At 63.3% G+C, this 23,677-nt stretch carries 24 protein-coding genes; 16 read left to right on the top strand and 8 right to left on the bottom strand.

Features of this window, described 5'->3' with window-relative positions; translation table 11 throughout:
- Window positions 1-25: 25 nt before the first annotated feature.
- The 3 genes from C2L66_RS32890 to C2L66_RS32900 form a co-directional block, all read right to left on the bottom strand.
- The gene (locus C2L66_RS32890) at window positions 26-367 is read right to left on the bottom strand and encodes a zinc ribbon domain-containing protein YjdM (RefSeq protein WP_054931992.1); all 342 of its coding nucleotides are present in this window, start codon (window positions 365-367) and stop codon (window positions 26-28) included.
- An 80-nt stretch (window positions 368-447) separates the two neighbouring features.
- Window positions 448-1,128, bottom strand: coding sequence for a Vgb family protein (locus tag C2L66_RS32895; RefSeq protein WP_054931993.1), 681 nt, complete (start codon window positions 1,126-1,128; stop codon window positions 448-450).
- 38 nt (window positions 1,129-1,166) lie between these two features.
- The gene (locus tag C2L66_RS32900) at window positions 1,167-2,387 is read right to left on the bottom strand and encodes a hypothetical protein (protein ID WP_060607699.1); all 1,221 of its coding nucleotides are present in this window, start codon (window positions 2,385-2,387) and stop codon (window positions 1,167-1,169) included.
- A 123-nt stretch (window positions 2,388-2,510) separates the two neighbouring features.
- On the opposite strand from C2L66_RS32900, the gene C2L66_RS32905 reads away from it, so the two are divergent.
- Together C2L66_RS32905 and C2L66_RS32910 are read left to right on the top strand one after the other, a co-directional pair.
- Window positions 2,511-3,275: a DUF899 domain-containing protein gene (locus C2L66_RS32905; RefSeq protein WP_060607702.1), complete on the top strand. Its 765-nt coding sequence runs from the start codon at window positions 2,511-2,513 to the stop codon at window positions 3,273-3,275.
- Window positions 3,276-3,309: 34 nt separating this feature from the next.
- Window positions 3,310-4,095 carry a DUF2182 domain-containing protein gene (locus C2L66_RS32910; protein WP_060607705.1) on the top strand — a complete coding sequence of 262 codons (786 nt, stop codon included), beginning with the start codon at window positions 3,310-3,312 and terminating at the stop codon, window positions 4,093-4,095.
- Between the two features lie 42 nt (window positions 4,096-4,137).
- Here C2L66_RS32910 and C2L66_RS32915 read toward each other — a convergent pair whose 3' ends face one another.
- Genes C2L66_RS32915 through C2L66_RS32925 form a run of 3 tightly spaced genes read right to left on the bottom strand, consistent with a single transcriptional unit; the run spans window position 4,138 to window position 6,827 of the window.
- A complete protein-coding gene (locus C2L66_RS32915; RefSeq protein ID WP_060607707.1) occupies window positions 4,138-4,908 on the bottom strand; it encodes an SDR family oxidoreductase in 771 nt (256 codons plus the stop codon).
- 33 nt (window positions 4,909-4,941) lie between these two features.
- Complete coding sequence (locus C2L66_RS32920; RefSeq protein WP_054931998.1) at window positions 4,942-5,913, bottom strand: zinc-binding alcohol dehydrogenase family protein; 972 nt, start codon at window positions 5,911-5,913, stop codon at window positions 4,942-4,944.
- 59 nt (window positions 5,914-5,972) lie between these two features.
- A complete protein-coding gene (locus tag C2L66_RS32925; RefSeq protein ID WP_060607711.1) occupies window positions 5,973-6,827 on the bottom strand; it encodes an alpha/beta fold hydrolase in 855 nt (284 codons plus the stop codon).
- A 193-nt stretch (window positions 6,828-7,020) separates the two neighbouring features.
- Here C2L66_RS32925 and C2L66_RS32930 point away from each other — a divergent pair, with 193 nt between their 5' ends.
- Window positions 7,021-7,653, top strand: a complete 633-nt coding sequence (locus C2L66_RS32930; protein WP_060607715.1) for a CGNR zinc finger domain-containing protein — start codon at window positions 7,021-7,023, stop codon at window positions 7,651-7,653.
- A gap of 79 nt (window positions 7,654-7,732) precedes the next feature.
- Here the strand turns inward: C2L66_RS32930 and C2L66_RS32935 are convergent, their stop codons facing one another.
- Window positions 7,733-8,923 carry a porin gene (locus C2L66_RS32935; protein ID WP_054932001.1) on the bottom strand — a complete coding sequence of 397 codons (1,191 nt, stop codon included), beginning with the start codon at window positions 8,921-8,923 and terminating at the stop codon, window positions 7,733-7,735.
- A 599-nt stretch (window positions 8,924-9,522) separates the two neighbouring features.
- On the opposite strand from C2L66_RS32935, the gene C2L66_RS32940 reads away from it, so the two are divergent.
- From C2L66_RS32940 to C2L66_RS33000, 13 genes are all read left to right on the top strand, one after another.
- Complete coding sequence (locus C2L66_RS32940; protein ID WP_060607718.1) at window positions 9,523-10,329, top strand: GntR family transcriptional regulator; 807 nt, start codon at window positions 9,523-9,525, stop codon at window positions 10,327-10,329.
- Window positions 10,330-10,349: 20 nt separating this feature from the next.
- Window positions 10,350-11,555: an ABC transporter substrate-binding protein gene (locus C2L66_RS32945; RefSeq protein WP_054932003.1), complete on the top strand. Its 1,206-nt coding sequence runs from the start codon at window positions 10,350-10,352 to the stop codon at window positions 11,553-11,555.
- Between the two features lie 8 nt (window positions 11,556-11,563).
- On the top strand, window positions 11,564-12,436 hold the full coding sequence (locus C2L66_RS32950) for a branched-chain amino acid ABC transporter permease (protein WP_060607722.1): 873 nt from the start codon (window positions 11,564-11,566) through the stop codon (window positions 12,434-12,436).
- A 3-nt stretch (window positions 12,437-12,439) separates the two neighbouring features.
- The gene (locus C2L66_RS32955; protein ID WP_060607725.1) at window positions 12,440-13,438 is read left to right on the top strand and encodes a branched-chain amino acid ABC transporter permease; all 999 of its coding nucleotides are present in this window, start codon (window positions 12,440-12,442) and stop codon (window positions 13,436-13,438) included.
- The gene (locus tag C2L66_RS32960; protein WP_060607728.1) at window positions 13,431-14,186 is read left to right on the top strand and encodes an ABC transporter ATP-binding protein; all 756 of its coding nucleotides are present in this window, start codon (window positions 13,431-13,433) and stop codon (window positions 14,184-14,186) included. The genes C2L66_RS32955 and C2L66_RS32960 overlap by 8 nt, the downstream gene beginning before the upstream one ends.
- Window positions 14,183-14,893: an ABC transporter ATP-binding protein gene (locus C2L66_RS32965; RefSeq protein WP_060607732.1), complete on the top strand. Its 711-nt coding sequence runs from the start codon at window positions 14,183-14,185 to the stop codon at window positions 14,891-14,893. Before C2L66_RS32960 ends, C2L66_RS32965 begins: the two co-directional genes overlap by 4 nt.
- 3 nt (window positions 14,894-14,896) lie before the next feature.
- Window positions 14,897-16,165, top strand: coding sequence for a 3-isopropylmalate dehydratase large subunit (locus tag C2L66_RS32970; protein WP_060607734.1), 1,269 nt, complete (start codon window positions 14,897-14,899; stop codon window positions 16,163-16,165).
- Window positions 16,162-16,707, top strand: coding sequence for a LeuD/DmdB family oxidoreductase small subunit (locus C2L66_RS32975; RefSeq protein WP_060607737.1), 546 nt, complete (start codon window positions 16,162-16,164; stop codon window positions 16,705-16,707). The genes C2L66_RS32970 and C2L66_RS32975 overlap by 4 nt, the downstream gene beginning before the upstream one ends.
- Window positions 16,701-18,371 carry a hydantoinase B/oxoprolinase family protein gene (locus C2L66_RS32980; RefSeq protein ID WP_060607740.1) on the top strand — a complete coding sequence of 557 codons (1,671 nt, stop codon included), beginning with the start codon at window positions 16,701-16,703 and terminating at the stop codon, window positions 18,369-18,371. Before C2L66_RS32975 ends, C2L66_RS32980 begins: the two co-directional genes overlap by 7 nt.
- A complete protein-coding gene (locus tag C2L66_RS32985) occupies window positions 18,368-20,440 on the top strand; it encodes a hydantoinase/oxoprolinase family protein (RefSeq protein ID WP_060607743.1) in 2,073 nt (690 codons plus the stop codon). The genes C2L66_RS32980 and C2L66_RS32985 overlap by 4 nt, the downstream gene beginning before the upstream one ends.
- Before the next feature lie 9 nt (window positions 20,441-20,449).
- Window positions 20,450-21,070 (top strand): cysteine hydrolase family protein, encoded by a 621-nt coding sequence (locus tag C2L66_RS32990; protein ID WP_082433888.1) that lies wholly within the window; start codon window positions 20,450-20,452, stop codon window positions 21,068-21,070.
- Window positions 21,071-21,136: 66 nt separating this feature from the next.
- Window positions 21,137-22,003 (top strand): isocitrate lyase/PEP mutase family protein, encoded by an 867-nt coding sequence (locus C2L66_RS32995; RefSeq protein WP_054932012.1) that lies wholly within the window; start codon window positions 21,137-21,139, stop codon window positions 22,001-22,003.
- Window positions 22,004-22,224: 221 nt separating this feature from the next.
- Complete coding sequence (locus C2L66_RS33000) at window positions 22,225-23,079, top strand: M91 family zinc metallopeptidase (RefSeq protein ID WP_158512186.1); 855 nt, start codon at window positions 22,225-22,227, stop codon at window positions 23,077-23,079.
- A 76-nt stretch (window positions 23,080-23,155) separates the two neighbouring features.
- Here C2L66_RS33000 and C2L66_RS33005 read toward each other — a convergent pair whose 3' ends face one another.
- Entirely contained in the window at window positions 23,156-23,467 is a 312-nt protein-coding gene (locus C2L66_RS33005; RefSeq protein ID WP_054932017.1) for a DUF4148 domain-containing protein, read from the bottom strand.
- Window positions 23,468-23,677 lie beyond the last annotated feature (210 nt).

Genomic DNA, 23,677 nt, shown 5'->3' on the forward strand with positions numbered 1-23,677 from the left:
CCGAAGGCTGGCGGCAGTTTGCCGCTCACACCTTTCTGACGAATTCCGATTTCAGACTCATGGCGCCGAAGCCATCGATCTTGCAATCGATATCGTGGTCGCTGTCCACCAGCCGGATGTTTTTCACCTTGGTGCCCATCTTGATCACGCCTGCCGAGCCTTTCAGCTTCAGGTCCTTGATGACAGTCACGGTATCGCCGTCCTGCAAGACGTTTCCGGCTGAATCGCGATAGACCTTTGCGGCTGTTTCGGGCGGCATGGCCGACTGCGTCGACCATTCATGCGCACATTCCGGGCAGATGTACACGCCCCCGTCTTCGTACGTGAATCCGGAATTGCATTGCGGACAAGGGGGTAGCGTGCTCATGAGTATTCCTTGATGCCAGCGTCGGCGGTAAAAGCGCGCAAGTATAGCGCTGTCGACGATGGGCTTTCCTGGAATCTGTGTCAGTCGCTGATCGCGTCAACGGGCGCTTGTGCATCCGTGCTCTTCGTATTCCGCTTCGGCCTGCGCACGGCACGCAATGTTCCGCTGTTGCCGCCGCCGCAAAAGAACTGCTCGGCTCCATCCGATTCGACGCCCGACACCCGGACCCCTTCCGGCATATCGAGCATCTCCAGCACTTCACCCGTGCGCGGATCGACGTGCCGCAAATCGCTCTGATCGCCTTCCCACGTGCCGTGCCACAGTTCGCCGTCCACCCACGTCACGCCCGTCACGAAACGGTTCGATTCGATGGTGCGAAGTATCGCGCCCGTTGCTGGATCGAGCTGATGGATCTTGCGCTCCTGATACTGCCCGACCCACAACGCGCCTTCCGCCCACGCAAGCCCTGAGTTGCTGCCGGCGGGTGCCGGAAGCGTCGCGAGCACGGCGCCCGTCTGCGGGTCCACCTTGCGGATCTGGTCGCCGGCGATCTGGTACAGGTGCTGTCCGTCGAACGCCGTGCCTGCTGTCGCGGGAACCCCGATCGAACGCACCGTTTTCCCGCTCGAAGGGTCCAGCGCGTTGACCGCTTCGCCCGATGCGAACCACACATGCTGGCCGTCGTAGGTGACGCCATGCACGTTGTCGATGCCCGGAAAAGGTCCATATTCACGCACGATTTCAGCAGGTGAGCGTTTCATGCTTGCGTCCTCGTCGGTGAAGTGTCGAGCCTTAGATGCTAATCGATGGGCAGCGCGGCGGGGAGTAACAAGGCTGTCGCGAAACCCGGCATGGGCGGCATGGTCCAGCGGCGCGCGCGACCCTGACCGAACGACTGCACCTTGCCCGTCGACGCGAGCGTATCGAGCGCGCGCTGCACGGTTCGCTGACTGGCGCCGAGTGCGAGCGCGAGCGCGGAACTGGACCAGGATTCGCCGTCCGCCAGCAAGGCCAGCAACGACGCGTGTTCCTCTTCGACGGGCCGCGCCAGCACGACGACTTCGGACGCGCGGCGCGGCGTGAGCGCAAAGCCGCGCTTCGTTGCATCGATATCGGCGAGCGCGCCGAGCATCGTGCGCAGCCGTCCTATCTCGACACGCAGGCGCGCGCGATGCGATTCGTCCGCATGCTTCATGCGGAATGCGCGTTCGATCAACGTGTCGCGCGGCACGTCGCCGGGCCAGGCTTCGGCCAGCGTTCGCGCAAGCGTGAACAGCACGGGGCGCGTCGCCAGCGGCACGGCGTGGTCCGCGTCGCGCACGGCATAACGGCAGGCGTCGATGACGAGCGCTTTCGACGCCATCAGCGCTTCGACTTCTTCGAGCAGCAAAAGCCGCTCGTCGCCGCCTGCGATCAGACGCGCTGCGGGCGTATCGAGCAGACGCGCGGCACTTTCCACTTCCGCGGCGAGACCGGGAATGCCGGCATGGCGCGCGGCACGTTCCGCTCTCGCCAGCGCCGCGCGCGCGGTCTTCGTGCGCAGACGGCGCATCGCGATGCCCGCGACGATCAGCTCGTGCGCGGCGCTCGATGCAGGCGGAAACGGCGCGGAATCGAGACCGTCGAGCAGCCGCTCGGCCTCGTCGAGATGTCCGACCAGCAGCAGGCGGCGGACCTGAAGATTGCGCGCGTGCGCGGCGTTGAGCGTGTCGTCATGCGCTTCGAGCGTCTGGCGGGCGGCTTCGAGTGATTTCGCGGGCCAGCCGAGATCGCGGGACGCGAGCGCAATCTCCGCTTCGGCAACGATGCATCGCGCGCGGGCAACGGCGTCCCTCGGACCGAAGGCGCGCGCCGCGCTGCGAATCAGCGACTTCGCACGCACGAGGTCGCCCAGCTGCGCCATCGCGATGCCGCGCAGCGCGAGGGCGGGCGCGTCGTCGCGCAACGCGACGCGGTTCAGCGCACCGAGGGGATTACCCGCGGCGAGCGAGCGCGCGGCGGCTGCGAGGGTTGCGTCCATCTGAATCACGCCACACTTGTCACTCCCGTCCATTGGATGTCCCGCACTAATCTAGCACGACACGTTTCATCCACATCAGTTTCATCGGCATCACGCAGCGGACACCCAACGGAGGGACGAAAGATGAGCAAGCATACGGTCGCCACACGCGACGCATGGCTGAAAGCACGCCTCGAATTGCTGGAAGCGGAGAAGGCATTGACGCGGCGCAGCGACGAACTTGCGCGGCAGCGTGAGGCGCTGCCGTGGGTGAAGATCGACAAGCCGTACCGTTTCGAAACGGAAGAAGGCAGCGCGACGTTGCCGGAACTCTTCAGAGGACGCTCGCAACTGATCGTCTATCACTTCATGTTCGGCCCTGATTACACGGCAGGTTGTCCGTCTTGCTCGGCGATTGCGGATGGCTTCGACGGCGTCGCCGTGCATCTCGCGAATCACGATGTGACGCTGATGGCCGTGTCGCGCGCGCCGCTCGCGAAGTTGCAGTCGTACAAGCAGCGGATGGGATGGAAGTTTCCGTGGGCCTCCACGGACGGCAGCGATTTCAACTTCGATTTCAGCGTGTCGTTTACGGAAGCGCAGCAGCGCGAGGGCGACATCGAGTACAACTTCGAACGGGCGGGCCATGCAATGGATATGACGCCCGCGCCGGAACCCGTCGTGCGGTTCGCGGCCAGTTGCGGCACCGACGTGCCCACGTATTCGCGCGACCGGCCGGGCATCAGTACCTTCGTGCGCGAGGACGGCGTGGTGTATCACGCGTATTCGTCCTATGCGCGCGGTGTGGACGGATTGTGGGGCATGTACCAGTGGCTGGACCGCGCGCCGAAAGGGCGCAACGAGAAGGGCATCTGGTGGCGGCGCCACGACGAGTACGAACGGCGTTGAGGTGCGGCGTGGACTTCGCGGGCGTTTCGTGCGAATGGGCACCTTGAAGGCCGTGGCAAATCCGCGAGCGTCGCGGCGCGCCTTCTTCGGCGTTGCGGCGCTCGTCTTCGTGGCTGCGGCGGCGCTGACGGTCGCCGGATGCGTGTCGATGCAGACGATGAGCGAACTGCCGATGCCGGGCGGCTGGTCGATGTCGATGACATGGGCGCCGATGTGCGGGCAGAAATGGCCTCGCGTCGCCGCGACGTTCGTCGGCATGTGGATGGTGATGATGGTCGCGATGATGTTGCCGTCGCTCGCGCCGGTGTTGTGGCGCTATCACGAAGCCATGGGCGAAGGGGGCTCGATGCGCGCGAGCAGGATGACTGCGCTGGCGGGCGTGGGCTATTTTTCGGTGTGGGCTGTTCTCGGCGTGATCGTGTTCGTGCTGGGCGTCGCGCTGATGTCGCTCGCGTTGCGCGTGCCGTCGATGGCGCGCGCGGTTCCCATCGCGGCGGCCTGCGTCGTGCCGCTAGCCGGCATCCTGCAGTTCAGCAGATGGAAGTCGCGTTATCTGGCGTGCGGCCGCATGCTGACCGCGACGCACAGCGCAAGCAAAGCGTGGACGGGCGGCATGCGTCTCGGCGTGCATTGCATCTTGTGCTGCGCCGGACTGACGGCGGTGCTGCTCGTCAACGGCACGATGGACCTGCGCGCGATGGCATGCGTGACGCTGGCGATCACAGCCGAACGTCTCGCGCCGTTTCCCGATCGCATTGCCCGAGCGACAGGCGCTATCGTCGTGGTTAGGGGCTTATGGATGCTCTTGCAGGCATCTTGACCAAAGGCACGCACGCGAGACCACCGCGTGCCGGCCGCAGCATCAGATCGATTTCACTTCTCCGCCGTCCATGCGCAGCGACGAACCCGTCATCCAGCGCGCGCCGGGCGACACGATAAACGCCATCAACCCGGCGATTTCCTCGGGCTCGCCGTACCGCGCAATGCCCGCTTCCTTCGGGAACTTCGCCGTCGCTTCTTCGACGCTCATGTTGTGCAGCGGCGCCCAGTGCTCCAGATACGACTGGCGACGCCCCGTCATCACCGGGCCGGGCAACACGCTGTTGACCTGCACGCCGTCTTCGATGCCGCGATCCGAGAACGCCTTCGCCAACGCGACGATGGCCGCGTTGATCGTGCCGACGGCCGCATACGGCGCCTTCGGAAAAAGCGCGGAATTCCCCGACATCAGCACGACCGACCCCGACGCCGCCTTCAATGCGGGCCACGCGGCAATCGTCAGACGCCGCGCGCCATGCAGCTTCAATGCAAGGCCGTGCTCCCACTGTTCGTCGGTCATGTCGAACACGTCGATTTGCGGCACCGCGCCTGCAATGTTGAGCAACGCGTCGATCCGGCCGAACGTCGCCAGCGCCTTATCGACGACTTCCTGCGCGGCATTCGGCAGCGACAGGTCGATGTCGATGGCGAGCGCCTTCGCGCCCGCATCGGTCACGGCCTGCGCCGTTTCGTCCAGGTTCTCGCGGTTGCGCGCGACCAGCACGAGCGCGCCGAAGTCCTTCGCCAACCGGATTGCCGTCGATCGGCCGATGCCCTGGCTCGCGCCCGTGACAATCGCTACTTTGCTTGACATGTCTCTTCTCCTCGTTGGGTAGCGCAACAGCTTTTAGTGGACGACGACCATCTTGCCGCCCGCTTCATTCGCTTCCATGACACGGTGCGCTTCGTGAATCTGATCGAACGGGAACACGCGCGAGGGCTTCGCCTTGAGGCGCCCGGCAGCGACATCGGCCGCGATGGTCTGCAGCGGCACATCGGACAATGGAAAGCCCGGCGTACCGAACACGAAGCTGCCGAAGAACGTCAGGTACACGCCGCTCGACATTTGCAGCAGCGGATTGAAATCCGCGATCGGCGCAAGACCGCCAAGCCACCCGGCGAGACACGCGCGACCGCCACGGCGCAGCATCGCGAGCGAATCGAGAATCACGCTGTTGCCGACCAGGTCCAGCACGGCGTCGATCTGCTTCGCCTCAGCGATACGCTTCGACAGATCGGGGCCTTCCAGTTCGACGCGTTCGGCGCCGAGTGCTTTGAGCATGTCGAAGCGGGCCGGACTGCGCGTCGTCGCGATCACCTTCGCGCCCGCATTCACAGCGAGATTCACGGCCGCCTGTCCGAACGAAGAGGTCGCGCCGCGAATCACCACCGTTTGCCCCGCCGTCACTTCGAGGTTGCGGAACAGGCATGTCCACGCCGTCGCATAGGTTTCGGGAATCGCCGCAAGCTCAGCCCACGGCAGATCCGATTCGATTAGCGCAACATTCGAAACGGGTGCGCGCGTGTACTCCGCATAGCTGCCGTCGATCGTGCGGCCGAGGCCGCCCATCAGCGCCGCGACTTTTGCGCCGACGGGAAACTCGCCGCCCGGACACGACTTCACGATGCCCACGCATTCGATTCCGCTCACCTTCGCCGCTTCGGCCCATTCGCCGCGCCGCATATGCATTTCGGCGTGGTTGATGCCGAACGCCTTGATTTCGATGACGACGTGACCTTCCAGCGGTTCGGGCTCCGGCAGCTCCGTATATACGAGGCTGTCGATACCACCGAACTTTTCGAGCACGATTGCACGCATGAGGGTTCTCCTAAGGGGGATCGCGGTAAGCGGGCGAACCAGCCGTTCGCCCATCGGTTTCAGCGGGTGAGGAAGCCGGTGATGGCGGCGGCGATGTCGGCTGCGTGCGTTTCGAGCGCGAAGTGGCCCGTGTCGAAGAAACGTACGTCCGCGTTCGGCAAATCGCGCTTGAACGCTTCGGCGCCGGGCGGCAGGAAGAACGGATCGTGCTTGCCCCACACCGCGAGGAACGGCGGCTGATGGGTGCGGAGGTACTGCTGGAACGCCGGATACAGCGCGACGTTGCTTTGATAATCGCCGAACAGATCGAGCTGGATCTCGTGCGCGCCGGGACGGTTCATGTAGTAGTCGTCGAGCGAATAACCGTCGGGCGAAACCTGCGTCGTGTCGCTTACGCCGTGCGTGTATTGCCAGATGGTCGTGTCGCGGGTCAGCAGCGCGCGCAGCGCGTCGCGGTTCGCCTGACTCGGGTCCTTCCAGTACGCCTGAATCGGATTCCAGCCTTCGCTCAGTCCTTCCACATACGCATTGCCATTCTGCGAAATGATCCCCGTGATGCGCTCCGGGTGCTTCAGCGCGAGCCGGAAACCCGTCGGCGCACCGTAATCGAAAACATAGACGGCGTAGCGGTCGAAGCCGATCACTTCCGTGAACCGGTCGATCACGTTGGCGAGATTGTCGAACGTGTACGCGAATTGGTCCCGGTCCGGCATGTCCGACTGGCCGAAGCCCGGCAAATCCGGCGCGACGATATGAAACCGCCCGGCGAGCAGCGGAATCAGGTCGCGGAACATATGGCTGGAACTGGGAAAGCCGTGCAGCAGTAGCAGCTTGGGCGCGCCGGCGCGGCCCGCTTCCCGATAGAACACGTTGAAACCGTCAACGTCGGCGTGGCGATGGGCAATCGTGGACATGGCATTCTCTCCGTAAAGATACATTTCGCTCGATCGTGTCAACGCGGCCTGTGGTCGAGTCTTGCTTCAGGATCGCGCTTTCCGCGTAACCGTTCAATCGATGTTTTATAGGTTACGAATTGGCGATGTAACTTGTCAAGCGCTTTTTTAGTGGTTACGATGGAGTTATCGTCACCTTACATTCGTCATAGCGATGGACTACCGCCAAATACCGGCCATGTTTTTGGCCGACGCGCCGGGGCTCGATTTCCTGAATTCGATTGCCACGCCCGTCGACGTGCCCGTCGACTGGATCAGCGACGGCGAAGGTCTACTCCGCTGGCTCGACCAGGCCGGCATGGCGCCGCCCGACGCGCTCGCGGCAATCCGCGCACGCACGGCGCCCGCCGAGCTCGACGCGATCGCGGCTAAGGCGCGTGAACTGCGCGAGTGGTTTCGCGGCTATGTGAAAAAGAGGAAAGGACATCCGCTCGCAACGAGCGATTTGCGCGAACTCGAACCATTGAACACGTTACTCGCGCGCGACGAACAGCATGGCGAGATCGTCGCAAATGGCGCGGACGCGCCCGCCGCGTTTTCGTTTCGCACGGTGCGGCGCTGGGAGTCCGCGGAGTCTTTGCTGATGCCGATCGCCGAGGCGCTGGCGAAACTCGTTTGCGAAGAGGACTTCACGCAGGTGAAAGCATGCGAGGGCCCTGCATGCACGCTGCTGTTCGCCGATCACACGCGAGGCCATGCGCGCAGGTGGTGCAGCATGGCTGTGTGCGGGAATCGGGCGAAAGTGGCCGCGCATCGGGCGCGGCTCAAGGAGAAGAATCGGAAGTAGGGCGCCGTCTGCCGGACGGAATCACAAACTACGATCGGCTGGCGTTCCTCAGTGCGGCGACATACGTCGCCGCTTCACATCAGAACTTGTGACGCATCCCCACCCGCAGCACGAGCTGATGGTTGTCGTTCGACGGCGTGACGCCATTGATTGCAGCAACCGCGCTGCTGCCCGTCGAATCCGTACCGGACGCTTTCTGATAGATCCCGACGAAGTACACATCCGTGCGTTTCGAGAGGAAGTAGTCCGCGCCTGCTTGTGCCTGATGATAGGTCGCACCGTCCCTGCCGCTTACCGAACTGCCTTTCGTGTAGTCATAGGCCACGCCGACCAGGAAGGCTGGCGTTATCTGATACTTGAAGTTGGCTTCGACGTTGTTGAACATCGCGGTGCCGCGATTGCCGAATGGATTCGGACCCGATCCGCCGCCGTTCAGATCGTCGAAGCGCGTATTCGAATAAGTGCCGCCAAACGTAGCGGCGCCATAGGTGTACGCGGCGCCCGCGGCATATACCTCCTGGGTGCGCGCATTGGCAAAGCCGGAAAACACTGGCGACGCGATGTTGTTCAGTGACGCGAGCGGCGCGGAGCCCGTTGTATTCGCGAGTGCGCTGGTGCCGTAGAACGAGGTATTCGGATTGCGGATGTTCAGGTAGCCGACGCCGAGTCCGAGCGGGCCGTTGTAGTACGAGCCGCCAAGCGACCAGATCTGGTTCTGGGTGACATTTCCTGCTACACCGCCGAGGCTATACACGCCGCCGAATGTGAAACCGCCATAGTTGTTGCTCGTGTACTTGATCGCGTTGTTGACGCGGTTCGAGTTGTTGATATTGTCGAGGTCGCCCGGATGCGCGGTATAGAAGCCGCCCCATTGATCGCCGACTTCGAACAGACCGACATAGTCGACCACGGAATCGTACTGACGTCCAAGTGTCACCGTGCCATACCGTGTGCCCAGGCCGACGTACAGCTGGCGCCCGAACAGCAGCCCACCCTGGCCGAGCTTCCCGCTGCTGAGATCCATGCCGCTTTCGAGGACGAATAGCGCTTTCATGCCGCTGCCAAGATCTTCGACGCCTTTCAAACCCCACCGGCTTGCCTGAATTTCACCACTCACGAGGCTGTACTGGTGTGCACCACGCGAGTTGTTATTGAACGTCAGGCCTTCATCGACGATACCGTAAAGGGTGACACTGCTCTGCGCCTGGGCGGCTGCGCAATATGCTCCAAGTGCTCCGATGACTCCGGCGATACAAATTGATTTTTTCATCCTGTTTCCAGAATTGTTCGTTGACGTGGGTCCCTTAGTGCGAAACCAAGAGCATGTTTCACGGTCATGATTCGCCGGCCGCGAGGCTAACTGCAAAGAAGGCATCCTAAGCAAATGGAATCGATGAATTACCGGTGTGATCGCTCGACTGTCGATGGCTGAAAGTAGCGCGTGCATACGCATTCCAACCGCAGTGCTGGCGCTCTTCACAGTCGACGGGTAGCGATCGGAACCGCCGCGGCTCTCATTTGCGACGAAAATTAAGCAGCCTATTTTGTCTTGTCAATGGAACATTTGATGCGCAGAATGTCCTATTGCTGCGCAGAATGTTGAATCGTCTGCGATGCACGGACTTTTCGGTGTTTTCCCGATGGAACAAGCTCACAGGGTGCTTGTTCCATGGGTCATGCCGTGCCCGTTATGCGACCGGTTGCGTGCATGTTTTCGATCCGTCACAGCGCAGAGTTGACGACGGAAGCCAATCTTGCGAACCACTTACTGACGGCTTGCGCCTCATCGGCGCTTACGATGTAGAACAATGTTTATTTTCCAGTTTGTTCTATTGACCGGACATTACGACACTTCTAGAGTTGACCTCCATGGAAACGACGCTGCCACTGCCGAAATATCACCAAATCTATCTGGTGTTGCGCGAGCAACTTCAGGAGGGCCGCTTCGACGACGAAGGCATGCCCGGCGAACATCTTCTCGCCGAACAGTTCTCAGTCGCACGCATCACGATACGCAAGGCAATGGAGATGCTCGTCGCGGACGGGCTGGTCACGCGGAGACCGGGCGTCGGCACATGGCCGCTGCGCGCTGCCGCAGGAAAGAAGCAGGGCGATTCGAAAGGCGCGCCGGTTTCGCGCCAGAAAGCGCATCTGACCGGCCTGCTCGAGAACATCGTGAATATGGGCCTTCGGACCACGGTCGAAGTGCTCGACAGCACAGTGGTGCTCGCCTCGGAGGCAATCGCCGAGGCGCTGCACCTGGCGGTGGGCGACGCCGTCTATAAGAGCGTGCGGGTGCGCAGCACGTCGGCGGGGCCTGTCTCGTTCATCACCACGCACGTGCCGAAAGCCGTGGCGGAAATCAAAAGCCGCGACCTCAAGCGCAAGCCCTTGCTGATGCTGCTCGAGGAAGCGGGCGTGCAACTTGGCGGCGCGACACAAACTATTTCCGCGCGCCTGGCCGACGCTGTGGTGGCGCGCCATCTGGACATCGCTGTCGGCTCGGCACTGCTCGCGGTCACCCGTCTGGTGCGCGACACCGACGAGCGACCCGTACAACTGTTGCAAGGCCTTTACAGGCCCGATCGTTATCAATATCAGCTACAGCTCTCGCGAATCGGCGACATCGATGCAAAGGTCTGGGTCAGCGAAGAACTGTCTGCCACATTCAACTAACGCTATCCAACGGAGATCGCATGAGTTCGCGTCGCACATTTCTGCGCCAGTCCACCGCCGCAGCAGCACTGGTTGCCGCACCCTGGGTCGCTCGCGCGGCGAGCGGCAAGAGCATCAAGGTCGGCGTGCTGCATCCTGTCACGGGAGCGTTGGCTTATTCGGGGCAGCAATGTCGTCTCGGCGCACTGCTGGCTATTGAAGACATCAACAACGCTGGCGGAATCAGGTCGCAGGGCGGTGCGTTGATCGAGCCGGTGCTGGGCGATGCGCAGTCGCGTCCAGAAGCCGGTGCGGCCGAAGTGGAGAAGATGAACGAGGCAGGTGTCTCGGCGATTGTCGGCGCATACGCATCGGCAATCTGTCTCGCGACCACGCAAACCGCTGCCAAATACGGCTTGCCGCATGTCGTGGACGTGGGCGTGGCGGATCAGATCGTGGAACGCGGCTTGACCAACACGTTTCGCTTTGGCCCGGGCTATCGGATGTGCAGCGCACGCGCGGTGGAGAACCTCGACGCACTGAATACCGGAGCCGGCAAGCCGGCCAAAACGGTCATGATCGTGCACGAAGAGTCGCTATTCGGGGCGGGCACCGCCGCGCTGCTCAGCAGCGAACTTCCGAAGTACGGCTTCGAGATCAAGGAAGTCATCAAGCATCCGAATCCGACACGTGACTTCAACAATATCGTGTTGCGCATGCGCGCGGTCAATCCGGATATCGTGATCCCGGCAAACTATTACAACGAGTACGCGCTGCTGCTGCGAGCGATGAAACAGCAGAAGGTGCGCCCGAAAGCAATCTATTCGGTACTTGGCGGCGCGGCGTCGAGCTACAAGTTTCTGAAGGAGTTTCCCGATATTGCCGACGGGATCATCGACTGCAATCACTGGTTCAATCCCAAGGATGAGCGAGTCGGGCCATTGCGCAAACGGGTCGAGGCAAAGGGCGCATTTTTCTCGTACGAAGTGTTCATGACGTACACGGCGACGATGCTGCTTGCCGATGCGCTCGAGCGCGCCAAATCGGCCGATCGCGCGGCAATCAATGCGGCGCTTGCATCGAGCACGTTTAAAGATCACATGATGCCGTACGGGCCGACGCATTTCGTCAACGGTCAGAACACCGGCGCGCAGCCGCTGCTGACACAGGTGCTCGGCGGCGATATCAAGGTCGTGTTGCCGCCCGCCTACCGCGAGGTCGCACCGCAATTTCCGCTGAAGAGCTGAGGCAGCGCATGTTCGATCCAGTCATCCTTTTGTCGGCGCTGCTGAACGGACTGACGACGGGTGCGGTGTATGCGCTCATCGCGCTCGGCCTGACGTTGATTTACGGCGTGCTGCACATCATCAACTTCGCGCACGGCGCGGCGCTGATGATTGCACTGTATGCGGTCTTCCTGCTGAAGGAGCGACTGGGCATCGACCCGTACATGGCCCTGCCCATCGTGACGCTCGGCATGTTCGCGTTTGGCTACCTGCTGCAGCGTTTCGTGATCAATCGCGCGAGCCACGGCAAGGATGAAAACATTCTGCTGGTTACGCTCGGCTTGTCCATCGTGCTCGAAAACCTCGCACTCGTCTGGTTCCATTCCGATACGCGCAACATCGAAACGGCCTACACGCTATCGACGATCGAGATCGGACCGGCCATGATCGCGTTACCCAAGGTCATCGCCTTTTTCGGCGCACTGGTTGTCGCGGCGGTGTTGTTCCTGATCATCCGCATGACCGACCTGGGCCGCGCGATACGCGCCGTTTCTCGCGAAAAGCACGGCTCGAAGCTGATGGGTATCGACGTCGACAAGGTCTATGCGCTGTCCTTCGGCATCGGCATGGCGTGTGTCGGCGCGGCGGCCTGTTTTCTGTTGCCGACGTATTACGTCAATCCTCAGGTCGGAAGCGGCTTCGTGCTGATCGCGTTCACGATCGTCGTGCTGGGTGGCATGGGCAGCTTTGCGGGCGCATTGGTCGGCGGCTTGCTCATTGGCGTGGTTGAATCGCTAGGAGGGTTGTGGTTTGGCGATACGCTCGGCCAGATGGGCATCTTTGCGATCTTCATCGTTGTGCTGCTTGTTCGCCCCCAAGGGCTTTTCGGCGCGAGGGCCTGACCGATGCGCGACATTCGTTCCATCCTGATCTTCGGTGTGCTGTTGGCCGTGGCCGCCAGCGTGTTGCAATCTGGCGTGCTGCTCACGTTTCTGATGATGTCGCTATACGCGGTGTTGTTGTCGCAGTCATGGAACATTCTCGGCGGCTATGGCGGGCAATTGTCGTTTGGACATGCATTGTTCTTCGGCGTGGGCGCCTACACGCAGGCCATTGCGCAATTGAGCTGGGGCTGGAATCCGTGGCTTGCGTTGCCCGTCGCAATCGCCTTCGGCGCATTTGCCGGACTGGTGGTGGGTGCGCTGGCGTTTCGCGGCGGATTGAAGGGCTCCTACTTTGCGCTGGTGACGCTGGCTTTTGCCGAAGTCGCGCGCATCCTCGCCGTGTCGGTGCCGTTCACGGGCGGCGGTGTCGGTTTGATGGTGCCGCTGCACGCAAGCGCGGCGAACCTGCAATTCGGGTCCAGGCGCGGCTATGTGTATTTGCTGCTGTCGTTCGTGATTGCTGCGCTGCTGGTCACCGCATGGTTGCGTCATTCGCGGTTCGGCGCGTACCTGCAGGCGGTGCGCGACAACGAAAGCGCCGCGCGGGCGATCGGTGTCGATCCCGTGCGCGTGAAGCTGGGCGCGATCGCGTTGTCGGCTGCGTTTATGGCGGCGGCGGGCGCTTGCTATGTGCAGATGTTCCAGTACATCGATGCCGGTATCGCGTTCGGCCCTGCGATATCGATCGAAGCACTGGTGGGCGTGATAGTCGGCGGAGTCGGCACGTTGTGGGGACCGGTACTGGGCGCGGCGCTCCTTTATGTCCTCGGTGAATCGACCCGCAACCTGTTCGGCGAATTGCCGGGTATCAGCATGGTGATCTATGGCGTGGTGCTGGTCGTGATCGTCATGTTCTTGCCGCGCGGTCTGACGGGTGCGGGCATGTCGGTGCGGCGCCTGATGGGGCGGCCGGTGAAGCAGGGTCGCGCCAGCGAGCGCAAGGAGCAAGCCCATGTCTGAAGCGCTCTTGCAGGCCCGTGGCCTGTCCATCACGTTCGGCGGCCTGAAGGCGGTGCAGGACGTCAGTCTCGATGTCATGCCCAACACGCTGACGGCGCTCGTCGGTCCGAACGGTGCCGGCAAGACGACGCTGTTCGCCTTGCTGTCGGGGTTCCTTCGGCCGGGTGCCGGGCGCGTCCAGTATCTGGGGCGCGACATTACGGGGATGGCGCCGCATCAGTCGGCAAGGCTCGGCTTGACGCGCACGTTCCAGATCGTGCAGCCATTCGGCGCACAGACGGTGCGCGAGAACATCGCGGTCGGCGCACACCTGCATCAACCCGGGCGGCGGGCTGCGCTGGCGGCTGCGGAGGCGGTCGCGGAACGGGTGAATCTGCACGACAACCTCGATAAGCCAGCAGCCGATCTGACCGTGAGCGGCCGCAAGCGCCTCGAACTGGCGCGCGCGCTCGCGACGAAGCCTCGCCTGCTGTTGCTCGACGAGGTGCTCGCCGGACTGAATCCAAGCGAGATCGACGAGATGATTCCCGTGATTCGCGGCCTGGTCGACAGCGGCGTGACGGTGCTGATGATCGAGCACGTGATGCGCGCGGTGATGAGCCTCGCCGAACACGTCTGGGTGCTGGCGCAAGGCCGGTTGATCGCGGGCGGCACGCCGCGTGAAGTGACATCGGACCCGTCCGTGATCGAGGCGTATCTCGGTCACGGCACGGCCCAACGGCTGGCGCGTGAAGGAGAACGTCGGTGAGCGCATTGCTCGAAGTGAGCGGGCTTCGCACAGGCTATGGACGCACCGAAGTGCTGCGAGGCGTGGATATGCGTGTCGACGAAGGCGAGATTGTCGTGCTGCTCGGCAGTAACGGTGTCGGCAAGACCACGCTGAACAACACGGTGTGCGGCATCAATGCTGCGTGGGAGGGCGTCGTACGGTTCGACGGGCACGACCTGACCGGGCGGCACTACCGCGCCGTGGTCGAAGCGGGCCTGATCCAGGTGCCGGAAGGCCGGCGAATTTTCCCGAACCTGAGTGTGCGCGAAAACCTCGAGCTGGGTGCATTTGCGCGCGGCAAGCCGAGTCGCAGCCACAACCTCGCGCGGATGCTGGAGATCTTCCCGCGTCTTGGCGAACGGATCGATCAGGCGGCGGGCACGATGTCGGGCGGCGAGCAGCAGATGCTTGCAATCGCCCGGGGTTTGATGGCCGAGCCTCGTTTGCTGATTCTTGACGAGCCGTCGCTGGGTCTGTCGCCGTTGATGGTGGAAGAAATGTTCGCACTGATTGCACGCTTGCAGAACGAGGGACTCGCGATCCTGCTGGTCGAACAGAACGTCGGCCAGTCGCTCGAAACGGGACAGCGTGGCTACGTGCTCGAAAACGGGTTGATCCGGTACTCCGGCACGTGCGCGGAGTTGATGGCCAGCGACGACTTGCGTCGCGCCTATTTGGGGATGTAGTCGATGGCAGCAGCACAAACCCTTGCGCAAAAACTGATTGCGGCGGCCTGCGGGCGGTCCGAAGTGGAGGTCGGGGAAATCGTCACCTGTAACGTCGATCTTGCGATGTTCCACGACTCGAGCGGTCCGCGCCGGTTGCAGCCGATGCTCGAACAGCTCGGCGCATCGTTGTGGGACAAATCGAAGGTGGTGCTGGTGATCGACCACTACGTGCCGGAGGCCGACGACGAATCGCGCCGGATCGTACGCATCGCGCGTCAATGGGCAAGCGAGCAGCAGTTGCCGAACGTCTACGACAGCGTCGGTATCTGCCATGTGGTCGTGCCGGAACATGGGCACCTGCGACCGGGCATGTTCTGCGTGGGCGGCGACTCGCATTCGCCCACGGGCGGCGCGTTCGGCGCGTACATGTTCGGCATCGGCAGCACGGAGATGCTTGGCGTCGCGGTATCCGGGCAGATCTGGGTCAAGGTGCCGGAGACCTTGCAGATGCACTGGCGTCATCGGCTTTCGCATGGCGTGACGGCGAAAGACATGATGCTGCATATGATCGGCCGCTTCGGCATGAACGGCGGCCGCTATCAGGCCGTCGAATTCTGCGGTGAAGCCATCAGCGCACTGTCGATGCAGGAACGCATGACGCTGTCGAACATGAGCGCTGAACTGGGGTCGCAGGTCGGCCTGATCGCGCCGGACGCCATCACCGTCGACTATCTTCGCGCCGTAGGCGTGCAAGATGAAATCGATATCGCTCGCTGGCAAAGCGATCCGCAAGCCCGCGTCGAAACGCACGACTTCGACGCCGCGCAACTCGCGCCGCAAGTAGCCGCACCGCACAGCCCGGCGAATACGCGCGATGTCCGTGCGTTCGGCGATGTCGCTGTGCAGGTTGCCTATATCGGCGCGTGCACCGGCGCGAAACTCGAAGATTTGCGCGCGGCGGCGGATATATTGCGCGGGCGCCGGGTGGCAGACGGCGTGCAACTCGTCGTGGCACCCGCCAGTATCCGCGATCAGTCGCAAGCGGCAAGCGAAGGCGTGATGGATGTGCTGAGAGCCGCTGGCGCGCAAGTGCTCGCGACGACATGCGGCGCGTGTGCCGGGTACGGTGGCTCGATTCCCGAAGGCAGCACGGTGGTGTCGAGCACCGCGCGCAACTTCAAAGGCCGGATGGGCGCCGAGACGGCGCAGGTCTATCTGGGCTCGCCCTATACGGTCGCGGCGTCTGCGTTGCGCGGACGCATTACCGATCCTCGCGAGGTGCTCGCATGACCGTTTGCTTCACGGCGTCCAACGAAACCGGGCGGGCTCCCGATATGCATCGCGTATGGCGGGTCGGTGCGGATATCAACACCGATTCGCTCGCACCCGGCGCATACATGAAATTCGGTATCGACGAAATCGCCCGCCATTGCTTGCAAAACGAGCGCCCCGATTTTGCAGCAGGCGTGCAGAAGGGCGATGTGCTCGTGGCAGGACCGAACTTCGGCATCGGCTCATCGCGCGAACAGGCGGCCGCTGCGCTGGTGCGGCTGGGCGTGCGGGCCGTGATCGCACCCGCGTTCAATGGCCTGTACTTTCGCAACGCCTTCAACGTCGGCCTGTTGCTGCTGACGTGCGCCGACGCGGAAACGATCGAAGAGGGCGAGCGTATCGCAATCGACCCGCACGGCGGCGGCATCCTGCTGGCCAACGGCCGCGAATTGCCGTGCGATCCCGTCCCTGCGTTTTTGCTCGACATGGTCGACGCAGGCGGCCTGCTCAACCTGCTCAAGCAGCGTTACCCCACACCCAACGGAGTCACCTCATGCTAGACCCGGTCACGCTGGCGGTCCTCAAGGGCCGGCTGGAACAGATCGCCGACGAAATGGACGCAACCCTGTACCGCAGCGCTTTCAATCCGATCATCGCGGAAGCCCATGACGCCTGCCACGGGATTTACGACGCCGTTTCCGGCGCGACCCTGGTGCAAGGCAAGTCGGGCCTGCCGGTGTTCGTCGGCGCGATGGCGTTCGCGGTGAAGGCGGCCATCCGCGTGGCAGGCGAGCGGGGCGGCATGATCGACGGCGATGTGTGGCTCTTCAACGATCCGTACGAAGGCGGCACGCACGCGAACGACTTCAAGCTGGTGCGTCCCGTGTTTCGCGACGGCAAGCTGTTCTGCTTCCTTGCGTCGGCGGCTCACTGGCACGACGTCGGCGGTGCGGTGCCGGGCAATTACAACCCGGCCGCCACGGAGTGCTGGCAGGAAGCCGTGCAAATTCCGCCTGTGCGGATCGTGCGGCGCGGCGAACTCGACGGCGACGTGCTCGCCATTCTGAAAGCGAACACGCGCTTGCCCGATAGCCTGTGGGGCGATCTGAACGGCCAGCTTGCCGCGCTCGAACTCGGCGCGCGCCGCCTGAACGATCTGCTCGGCGACTACGGTGACGACGTCGTGCTCGAATCGCTCGCCCTGTTGCGCGAACGGGCAGTCAGGCTGATGCGCTCGCACGTGGCGGCGCTGCCCGATGGCGACTACAGGTTCGAAGACATGCTGGATAACGACGGCGTGCGCGACGAACCGCTGAAGATCGCCTTGTGCATGCGTGTAGCCGGCGACACGCTGACACTCGATTTCACCGGCACATCGCCGGCTTGTGCGGGACCGGTGAACATCTCGCGCGCCACGGCGATCGCCGCCTGCTATGTCGCGCTGAAGCATCTGTTCCCGGATGTGCCCGCGAATGCGGGCGTGCTCGACGCCGTGTCGTTCGTATTGCCGGATGGGCTCGTGATTTCGGCTGACCGGCCGCGCCCGGTCAGCGGCTATACGGAAACGATCCTGCGCATGATCGACGTGATTTTCTGCGCGATGGCCAAGGCCGCGCCGGAACTCGCAATGGCGCAGGCGTACGGCACGATCAACGCGCTGTCGATAGCGGGTCATCGCAGCGGCGGCGCACGCAAAGGTCAGCGCTGGGTGATGTTCAGTTTTTTCGGCGGCGGCCACGGCGGACATTCGCAAGGCGACGGCCTGAGCCACGGCAATGCGCCTATTTCGACCGCGACGATCCCGCCGCTGGAAATTCTGGAGGCCGCGTATCCGGTGCGCTTCACGCAATGGGCGTTACGTCCTGATTCGGGCGGCGACGGCACCTTTCGCGGCGGGCTGGGCGCGATCTATGAAATCGAGTTGCTCGAAGAGGAAGCGGAAGCGTTCATTTTCGGCGAGCGCGGACGCTCCGCGCCGCAGGGCATCGCGGGCGGCGCGGCGTCGGTGCGCAACGTGTTCCGCTATCAGCAGGATGGCGAATGGCGCACGCCGCCGATGGCGTCGAAGATGCTCGGCATCCGCCTGAAGCGAGGTGAGCGCGTGCGGCTGGAAACGCCCGGCGGGGGCGGCTATGGCGCGCCGTCGGAACGATCGGATGCGGCGCGCGAACACGACCGCGCGATGGGTTATGTCACGGTGGGACTGAAGGAGCAAGAAGCATGAAGGATGCGGCACACGGTTCTCTCGTCGTCGGCGTGGACGTGGGTGGTACGTTCACCGACCTGTTCGTCCTCGACGAAGCCGCCGGCACCGCGCGGGTGGTCAAGGTGCCGTCGACACGCGGCGAAGAAGCGCGCGGATTCATGAACGGCATCGAACGCATTGGCGGAGAAGCCGAGGGGCAGGGCGGAGCACGTGCGATTGCGACCGTCGTGCATGGCACCACGGTCGGCACCAATGCGCTGCTCGAACGGAAGGTGGCCCGCACCGGCATCATCACGACGGAAGGCTTTCGCGACGTGCTCGAGATGCGCCGCCGCGACAGGCCGCGCACCTGGGGCTTGCGCGGCACGTTCGAACCGGTCGTGCCACGCGATCTGCGACTCGAAGTGAGCGAGCGCGTGCTCGCCGACGGCACGCTGCACACGCCCGTGGACATCGCTCAGGTTGAGGCCGCCGCGCGTGCGCTGCTCGAACGCGGCTGCGAGGCCGTGTGCGTGTTCTTCGTCAACGCCTACGCCAATTCCATCAATGAAGCGCATGCCGTGGCGGCGGTGCGCGCGATCTGGCCCAACGCGAACGTGACGGCGGCGACGGAAGTGTTGCCCGAGATCCGCGAGTTCGAACGATGTTCGACGGCCACGCTGAACGCGTCGTTGCAGCCCGTCGTGGGCAGCTATCTGACGCGTCTCGAGAGCGATCTGAAAGCGCACGGGTTCGGCGGCGAACTGCTGGTGGTGCAGAGCAATGGCGGGATCATGTCGCGCCAGACCGCGTGCGACGTGCCCGTGCGCACGGCATTGTCCGGCCCGGCTGCGGGTGTGATCGCCTGCGCCGCGATCGGGCGGGCGGCAGGCTTTCCGAACCTCGTGACGGGCGATATGGGCGGTACATCGTTCGATGTTTCGCTGGTTGCGCGCGGTGAAGCGTCGTTGTCCGCGCAGACCTCGATCGATTTCGGCATGGTGGTGCGCGCGCCGATGATCCAGATCGAAACGATCGGCGCGGGGGGCGGGTCCATCGCATCGGTCGATGCGGGCGGCCTGCTGCAGGTCGGCCCCGAGTCGGCTGGCAGCGTGCCGGGTCCTGCGTGCTACGGACGCGGCAATATGCGCCCGACCGTCACCGATGCCAACGTGCTGCTTGGCCGGATCGCCGCCGATCGCCCGCTGGGCGGCGGGCTTCTGTCACGCATGGAGGTCGGCAAGTCGCGCGAGGCGATCGAGATGCACGTCGGCGCGCCGCTTGGACTCGATGCGTATGCGGCAGCCGAAGCGATCCTCACTGTGGCGAACGCGAAGATGGCTGGCGCGATCCGGCTGGTGTCGATCGAGCGGGGCCATGATCCGCGCGAGTTCGCCTACATGCCGTTCGGCGGCGGCGGCGCGCTGCATGTGTGCGCGATGATGCGCGAGGTCGGCACCACGACGGGCATCGTGCCGCGTTTTCCGGGCGTGACGTCGGCGATCGGCTGCGTGATTGCCGATATGCGCCACGACGCCGTGCAGACGTTGAACCGGGGGCTGGCCGAACTCGACGTCGACGATTTGCGTGCCCGCGTCTCGGGCATGGCGCACACGTGCCAGCAGCGGCTCGATTCGGCGGGCGTCGCCTTCGAAGCGGTGCGTGAAAACGTCGAACTGGACATGCTGTACGTCGGCCAGAGTCATACGGTGCGTGTCGAAGTGCAGCGCAATGCGCTCGATCGCGCGACCATCGGCGCCGCTTTCGAAGCGGCGTATCGCACGGCGTTCGGCCGTGCGCTCGACGGCATCCCCGTGCGCATCATGAACCTGCGCTATGCGCGCATCGGTGTGCGCCCGAAGTTCGATCTGGCCGTGCTCGCGCCGAAGGCCACGACGATGCCCGCATCGCCTGGCACGCAAGCGGTGTTTCATGACGGCCAGTGGTGGGACGCCGTGCGTTATGCACGCCTCGACTTGCCAGTGGGCGCAACGGTGGAGGGGCCCGCGATCCTCGAACAGGCCGATACGACGATCTGGCTCGAACCCGGTTTCAGCGGTCGAGTCGATCCATTGGGCAATCTGCTGATCACGCGCCGCACGACCTGAGAGATACGCATGATGACATCCAGCACGCAACTCGATCCACGGCAGACCGCGCTCGTCATCGTCGATCTGCAGAACGACTTTGTGAGCGACGGCGGCGCTTATCATCGCGGCGGCGCGGCGTCGGACGCGGCGCGCGCCTTGCCGCAGCGCGTGGCGCCTGTGGCGCGCGCGCTCAAGCAGCGCGGTGGATTCGTCGCGGCAAGTCAGTTCACGTTATGGCCCGACGCCCAAGGTGAGCCGATGATCTCGCCGCATCTGCGGAATTTGCGCCCGTTTCTGCGTCGAGGCGACTTTGTCGCTGGGTCACACGGTCACGCGACAGTTGCCGCCCTCGACGATCTCGTCGATGTGTCGGTGTGGAAAGTCGCGTATTCCGCCTTCTTCAACACGCAGCTTGACTGGGTGTTGCGTCGCGCGGGCATCGAGGCCGTGGCGATCTGCGGCATCGTCACCAACGGCGGCGTGGCCAGCACCGCGCGCGACGCGCATATGCGGGACTATCGCGTGCTCGTTTTAGGCGACGGTTGCGCGGCATCGACGCAGGCAGCGCACGATGCCGCGCTTGCCGATCTGTGCACGGTCGGCGAGGTGACCACGTGCGAGGCTTTCCAGGGCCGCCTTGGCGCGTAAGCAGAACAGAGGCGGGCTGGCCGACATGGTGGCGGCGTTACCCGTCCGAAAACAGGTATAGAGACAATGGCGACGAAAGCAAACGGACTTACGACCCTCCTTCAGCAAGGCTCGGTGCTTGCACCTGGCGTCTTCGACGCATTGACGGCGTTGATCGCCGAACAGGCCGGCTTCAAGGCGCTGTATCTTTCCGGCGCATCGATTGCCTACACGCGGCTGGGCCGCTCGGATGTGGGACTGACGACGTCGTCAGAAGTCGAAGATACGCTTGCGCGGATTACCGAGCGTGTCGATGTTCCAGTGATCGTCGATGCCGATACAGGCTTCGGCAACGCCCTGAACGTCAAGCGTACGGTGCGTGGTTTCGAGCGCGCTGGCGCGGCCATGATCCAGCTGGAAGATCAGACCTTCCCGAAACGCTGCGGACATCTGGATGGAAAATCGCTGATCCCGGCCGCCGAGATGTGCGGCAAGTTGCGCGCGGCTGTCGATGCGAGATCGAACCGCGACACGATGATCCTGGCGCGCACCGATGCCGTGGCCGTCGAGGGACTGGATGCGGCGCTCGATCGCGCCGAGCGATATCTGGAAGCGGGCGCCGATGCGCTGTTCATCGAGGCGCTGCGCTCGGTTGAACAGATGAAAGCGGCCTGCGATCGCTTCGCAGGACGGGTTCCCTTGCTCGCGAACATGGTCGAGGGAGGCAAGACGCCCGTGCACAGCGTGCAGGCGCTGACGCAGCTGGGATTCCGCATCGTTATATTTCCCGGAGGCACGGCGCGCGCGGTCGCGCATACGTTGCAGGGCTACTACGCCAGTCTGCGCGAGAACGGAACGACTTACCCCTGGCAAGATCGCATGCTCGATTTCGACGGCATTAACGACGTAATAGGGACGCCGGCGTTGATGGCGGAATCGAAGCTGTACGGCTAAAGGCGCTGATCGGCTGTTCGTGACGATCGAGACGGCTCAACGGAGGTCAGGGCCACGGATAGCGTCCTGAATGATTCCGTCAAGCATCGTTGCGGGTGGACGTGTATCACTTCGCATGCTCGCCGCCGCGCGCCACCTTGTTGCGCATACTTGGCTCACCACTGTCACACAAGCGTCAGGTGACCCACGTAGCCATGTTGGCCGCATACAGGAGCGTTGCGATGTCCAGTCAAATTCGCCGAACCGGGAGTACGTCGAGCGATCACCCGGTATCGGCGCCGTCCACATCGACTGCCAAACCGGCAGCCAATCCGGCCAGCCCGGCCAAAGCCAGGCTGCCCGGCGCCAGATTGAGCGCGTTGTCGTCGTTTTCGAAGACGGTGAAGGAGAAGACCAGCCGTCCCATTGTCCCGCCGACGGGCGACATGGTAACGACACAAACAAAATGGAACGGCGTGGTGATCAAAACGCGGCCCGGCGATTCAAAGGCGTTTACCGGGCAGGTTCATGCAGCGCTGGATGAGATCGCGAGCCAACCGGCGGGCAAGCAGTTGCTGCAAGAGATCGGGGACCACCAGCGTAACGACAAGTTCGGCTACAAGGTCGCAATCATGCCCCAGGCCTCGGAGAAGCGGCAAACGTTGTTCGGGCGCCCGCGGACTTATGCGGACGGGAACGTCACCAGATCGGCCAGCGATCAAAAAGCTTCGACACCGGGCGAAGGTACTGTGTCGTCCGTCAAATGGAACCCGCAGCAAACCGTTACGCCGGATGGCAAGCGGCCACCGTTCATCGGGCTCGCCCATGAAATGATCCACGCGCACAACAATCTGAAAGGCGAATCCAGTCTGATTTCGAAACCCTCCAGTTCGACGGCCGGTATGGGCGCGCAAGGACCGGGCGAGACTGCCCAGGCAAAGACGTCGCACCCTGCAGATCCAAAAATCGAAGACGAAAATAAAGTGGTGGGCTTAGGAAAATATGCCGATAGCGCTGCCTATCCGTTGACTGAAAACACGATTCGCCAGGAGCACGGCTTGCCACTGCGGCAAGCGTATTCCGGACTGGATGAATAGCGACTACGGCGGCGAACCCGACGTCATGCGCCGGGTCAGGAAAGCAACGAAGTAAGTGCGTAGCGGCGTGAGGGCTTCACCCGGGTTGAGACTGCTGACATTCCGTTTTGAACCACTGGTCGACGAGGCGCTGCGCGGCGTGCAGATTCTCTGGGAACTTCGGGTCGTCGTTCCAGGGTGACGGGTTGTAGCCCGCTTTCCTCAGGGCCGAGAGCTCGCTTTGTTGTTGCTCCCTCGTCGGAGGTGCGTTGCTTCTGATCGCGGCAAGGTCGCGGCACTCCGTTGGGCTCAGATGTGGCCCGCTTTGCGGCGCGCCGGCAGTGGCACATCCAGCCAGGAGGAGCACCAACGCAGCAAGCGTCGAGCGGTTTCTCGGGAGGTTTTCCATAGCGCGTCTCCATGCGTCCATGGGCGCAACGCAAGTGTGCGATGCCGCCGGTCGCGCGTGACTTCCGCGTCTATTTTGCCTGACTCCCGTCACCAGAAGTGGCCCACTGCACAAGCGCGTTGTGCGCCAGCGCGTTCGAATGACCATCGCACTTTAGACAGGAAAAATGCGTCCATCGGTCATTCGAAGTCGACACGCGACGAGTGGCCC

This window comes from Paraburkholderia caribensis (assembly GCF_002902945.1).
Classification (GTDB): domain Bacteria; phylum Pseudomonadota; class Gammaproteobacteria; order Burkholderiales; family Burkholderiaceae; genus Paraburkholderia; species Paraburkholderia caribensis.

Coding starts and splice junctions, on each gene's coding strand:
- C2L66_RS32890 (WP_054931992.1), bottom strand. CDS start 367: ATGAGCACGCTACCCCCTTGTCCGCAATGCAATTCCGGATTCACGTAC.
- C2L66_RS32895 (WP_054931993.1), bottom strand. CDS start 1,128: ATGAAACGCTCACCTGCTGAAATCGTGCGTGAATATGGACCTTTTCCG.
- C2L66_RS32900 (WP_060607699.1), bottom strand. CDS start 2,387: ATGGACGCAACCCTCGCAGCCGCCGCGCGCTCGCTCGCCGCGGGTAAT.
- C2L66_RS32905 (WP_060607702.1), top strand. CDS start 2,511: ATGAGCAAGCATACGGTCGCCACACGCGACGCATGGCTGAAAGCACGC.
- C2L66_RS32910 (WP_060607705.1), top strand. CDS start 3,310: ATGGGCACCTTGAAGGCCGTGGCAAATCCGCGAGCGTCGCGGCGCGCC.
- C2L66_RS32915 (WP_060607707.1), bottom strand. CDS start 4,908: ATGTCAAGCAAAGTAGCGATTGTCACGGGCGCGAGCCAGGGCATCGGC.
- C2L66_RS32920 (WP_054931998.1), bottom strand. CDS start 5,913: ATGCGTGCAATCGTGCTCGAAAAGTTCGGTGGTATCGACAGCCTCGTA.
- C2L66_RS32925 (WP_060607711.1), bottom strand. CDS start 6,827: ATGTCCACGATTGCCCATCGCCACGCCGACGTTGACGGTTTCAACGTG.
- C2L66_RS32930 (WP_060607715.1), top strand. CDS start 7,021: ATGGACTACCGCCAAATACCGGCCATGTTTTTGGCCGACGCGCCGGGG.
- C2L66_RS32935 (WP_054932001.1), bottom strand. CDS start 8,923: ATGAAAAAATCAATTTGTATCGCCGGAGTCATCGGAGCACTTGGAGCA.
- C2L66_RS32940 (WP_060607718.1), top strand. CDS start 9,523: ATGGAAACGACGCTGCCACTGCCGAAATATCACCAAATCTATCTGGTG.
- C2L66_RS32945 (WP_054932003.1), top strand. CDS start 10,350: ATGAGTTCGCGTCGCACATTTCTGCGCCAGTCCACCGCCGCAGCAGCA.
- C2L66_RS32950 (WP_060607722.1), top strand. CDS start 11,564: ATGTTCGATCCAGTCATCCTTTTGTCGGCGCTGCTGAACGGACTGACG.
- C2L66_RS32955 (WP_060607725.1), top strand. CDS start 12,440: ATGCGCGACATTCGTTCCATCCTGATCTTCGGTGTGCTGTTGGCCGTG.
- C2L66_RS32960 (WP_060607728.1), top strand. CDS start 13,431: ATGTCTGAAGCGCTCTTGCAGGCCCGTGGCCTGTCCATCACGTTCGGC.
- C2L66_RS32970 (WP_060607734.1), top strand. CDS start 14,897: ATGGCAGCAGCACAAACCCTTGCGCAAAAACTGATTGCGGCGGCCTGC.
- C2L66_RS32975 (WP_060607737.1), top strand. CDS start 16,162: ATGACCGTTTGCTTCACGGCGTCCAACGAAACCGGGCGGGCTCCCGAT.
- C2L66_RS32980 (WP_060607740.1), top strand. CDS start 16,701: ATGCTAGACCCGGTCACGCTGGCGGTCCTCAAGGGCCGGCTGGAACAG.
- C2L66_RS32985 (WP_060607743.1), top strand. CDS start 18,368: ATGAAGGATGCGGCACACGGTTCTCTCGTCGTCGGCGTGGACGTGGGT.
- C2L66_RS32990 (WP_082433888.1), top strand. CDS start 20,450: ATGATGACATCCAGCACGCAACTCGATCCACGGCAGACCGCGCTCGTC.
- C2L66_RS32995 (WP_054932012.1), top strand. CDS start 21,137: ATGGCGACGAAAGCAAACGGACTTACGACCCTCCTTCAGCAAGGCTCG.
- C2L66_RS33000 (WP_158512186.1), top strand. CDS start 22,225: ATGTCCAGTCAAATTCGCCGAACCGGGAGTACGTCGAGCGATCACCCG.
- C2L66_RS33005 (WP_054932017.1), bottom strand. CDS start 23,467: ATGGAAAACCTCCCGAGAAACCGCTCGACGCTTGCTGCGTTGGTGCTC.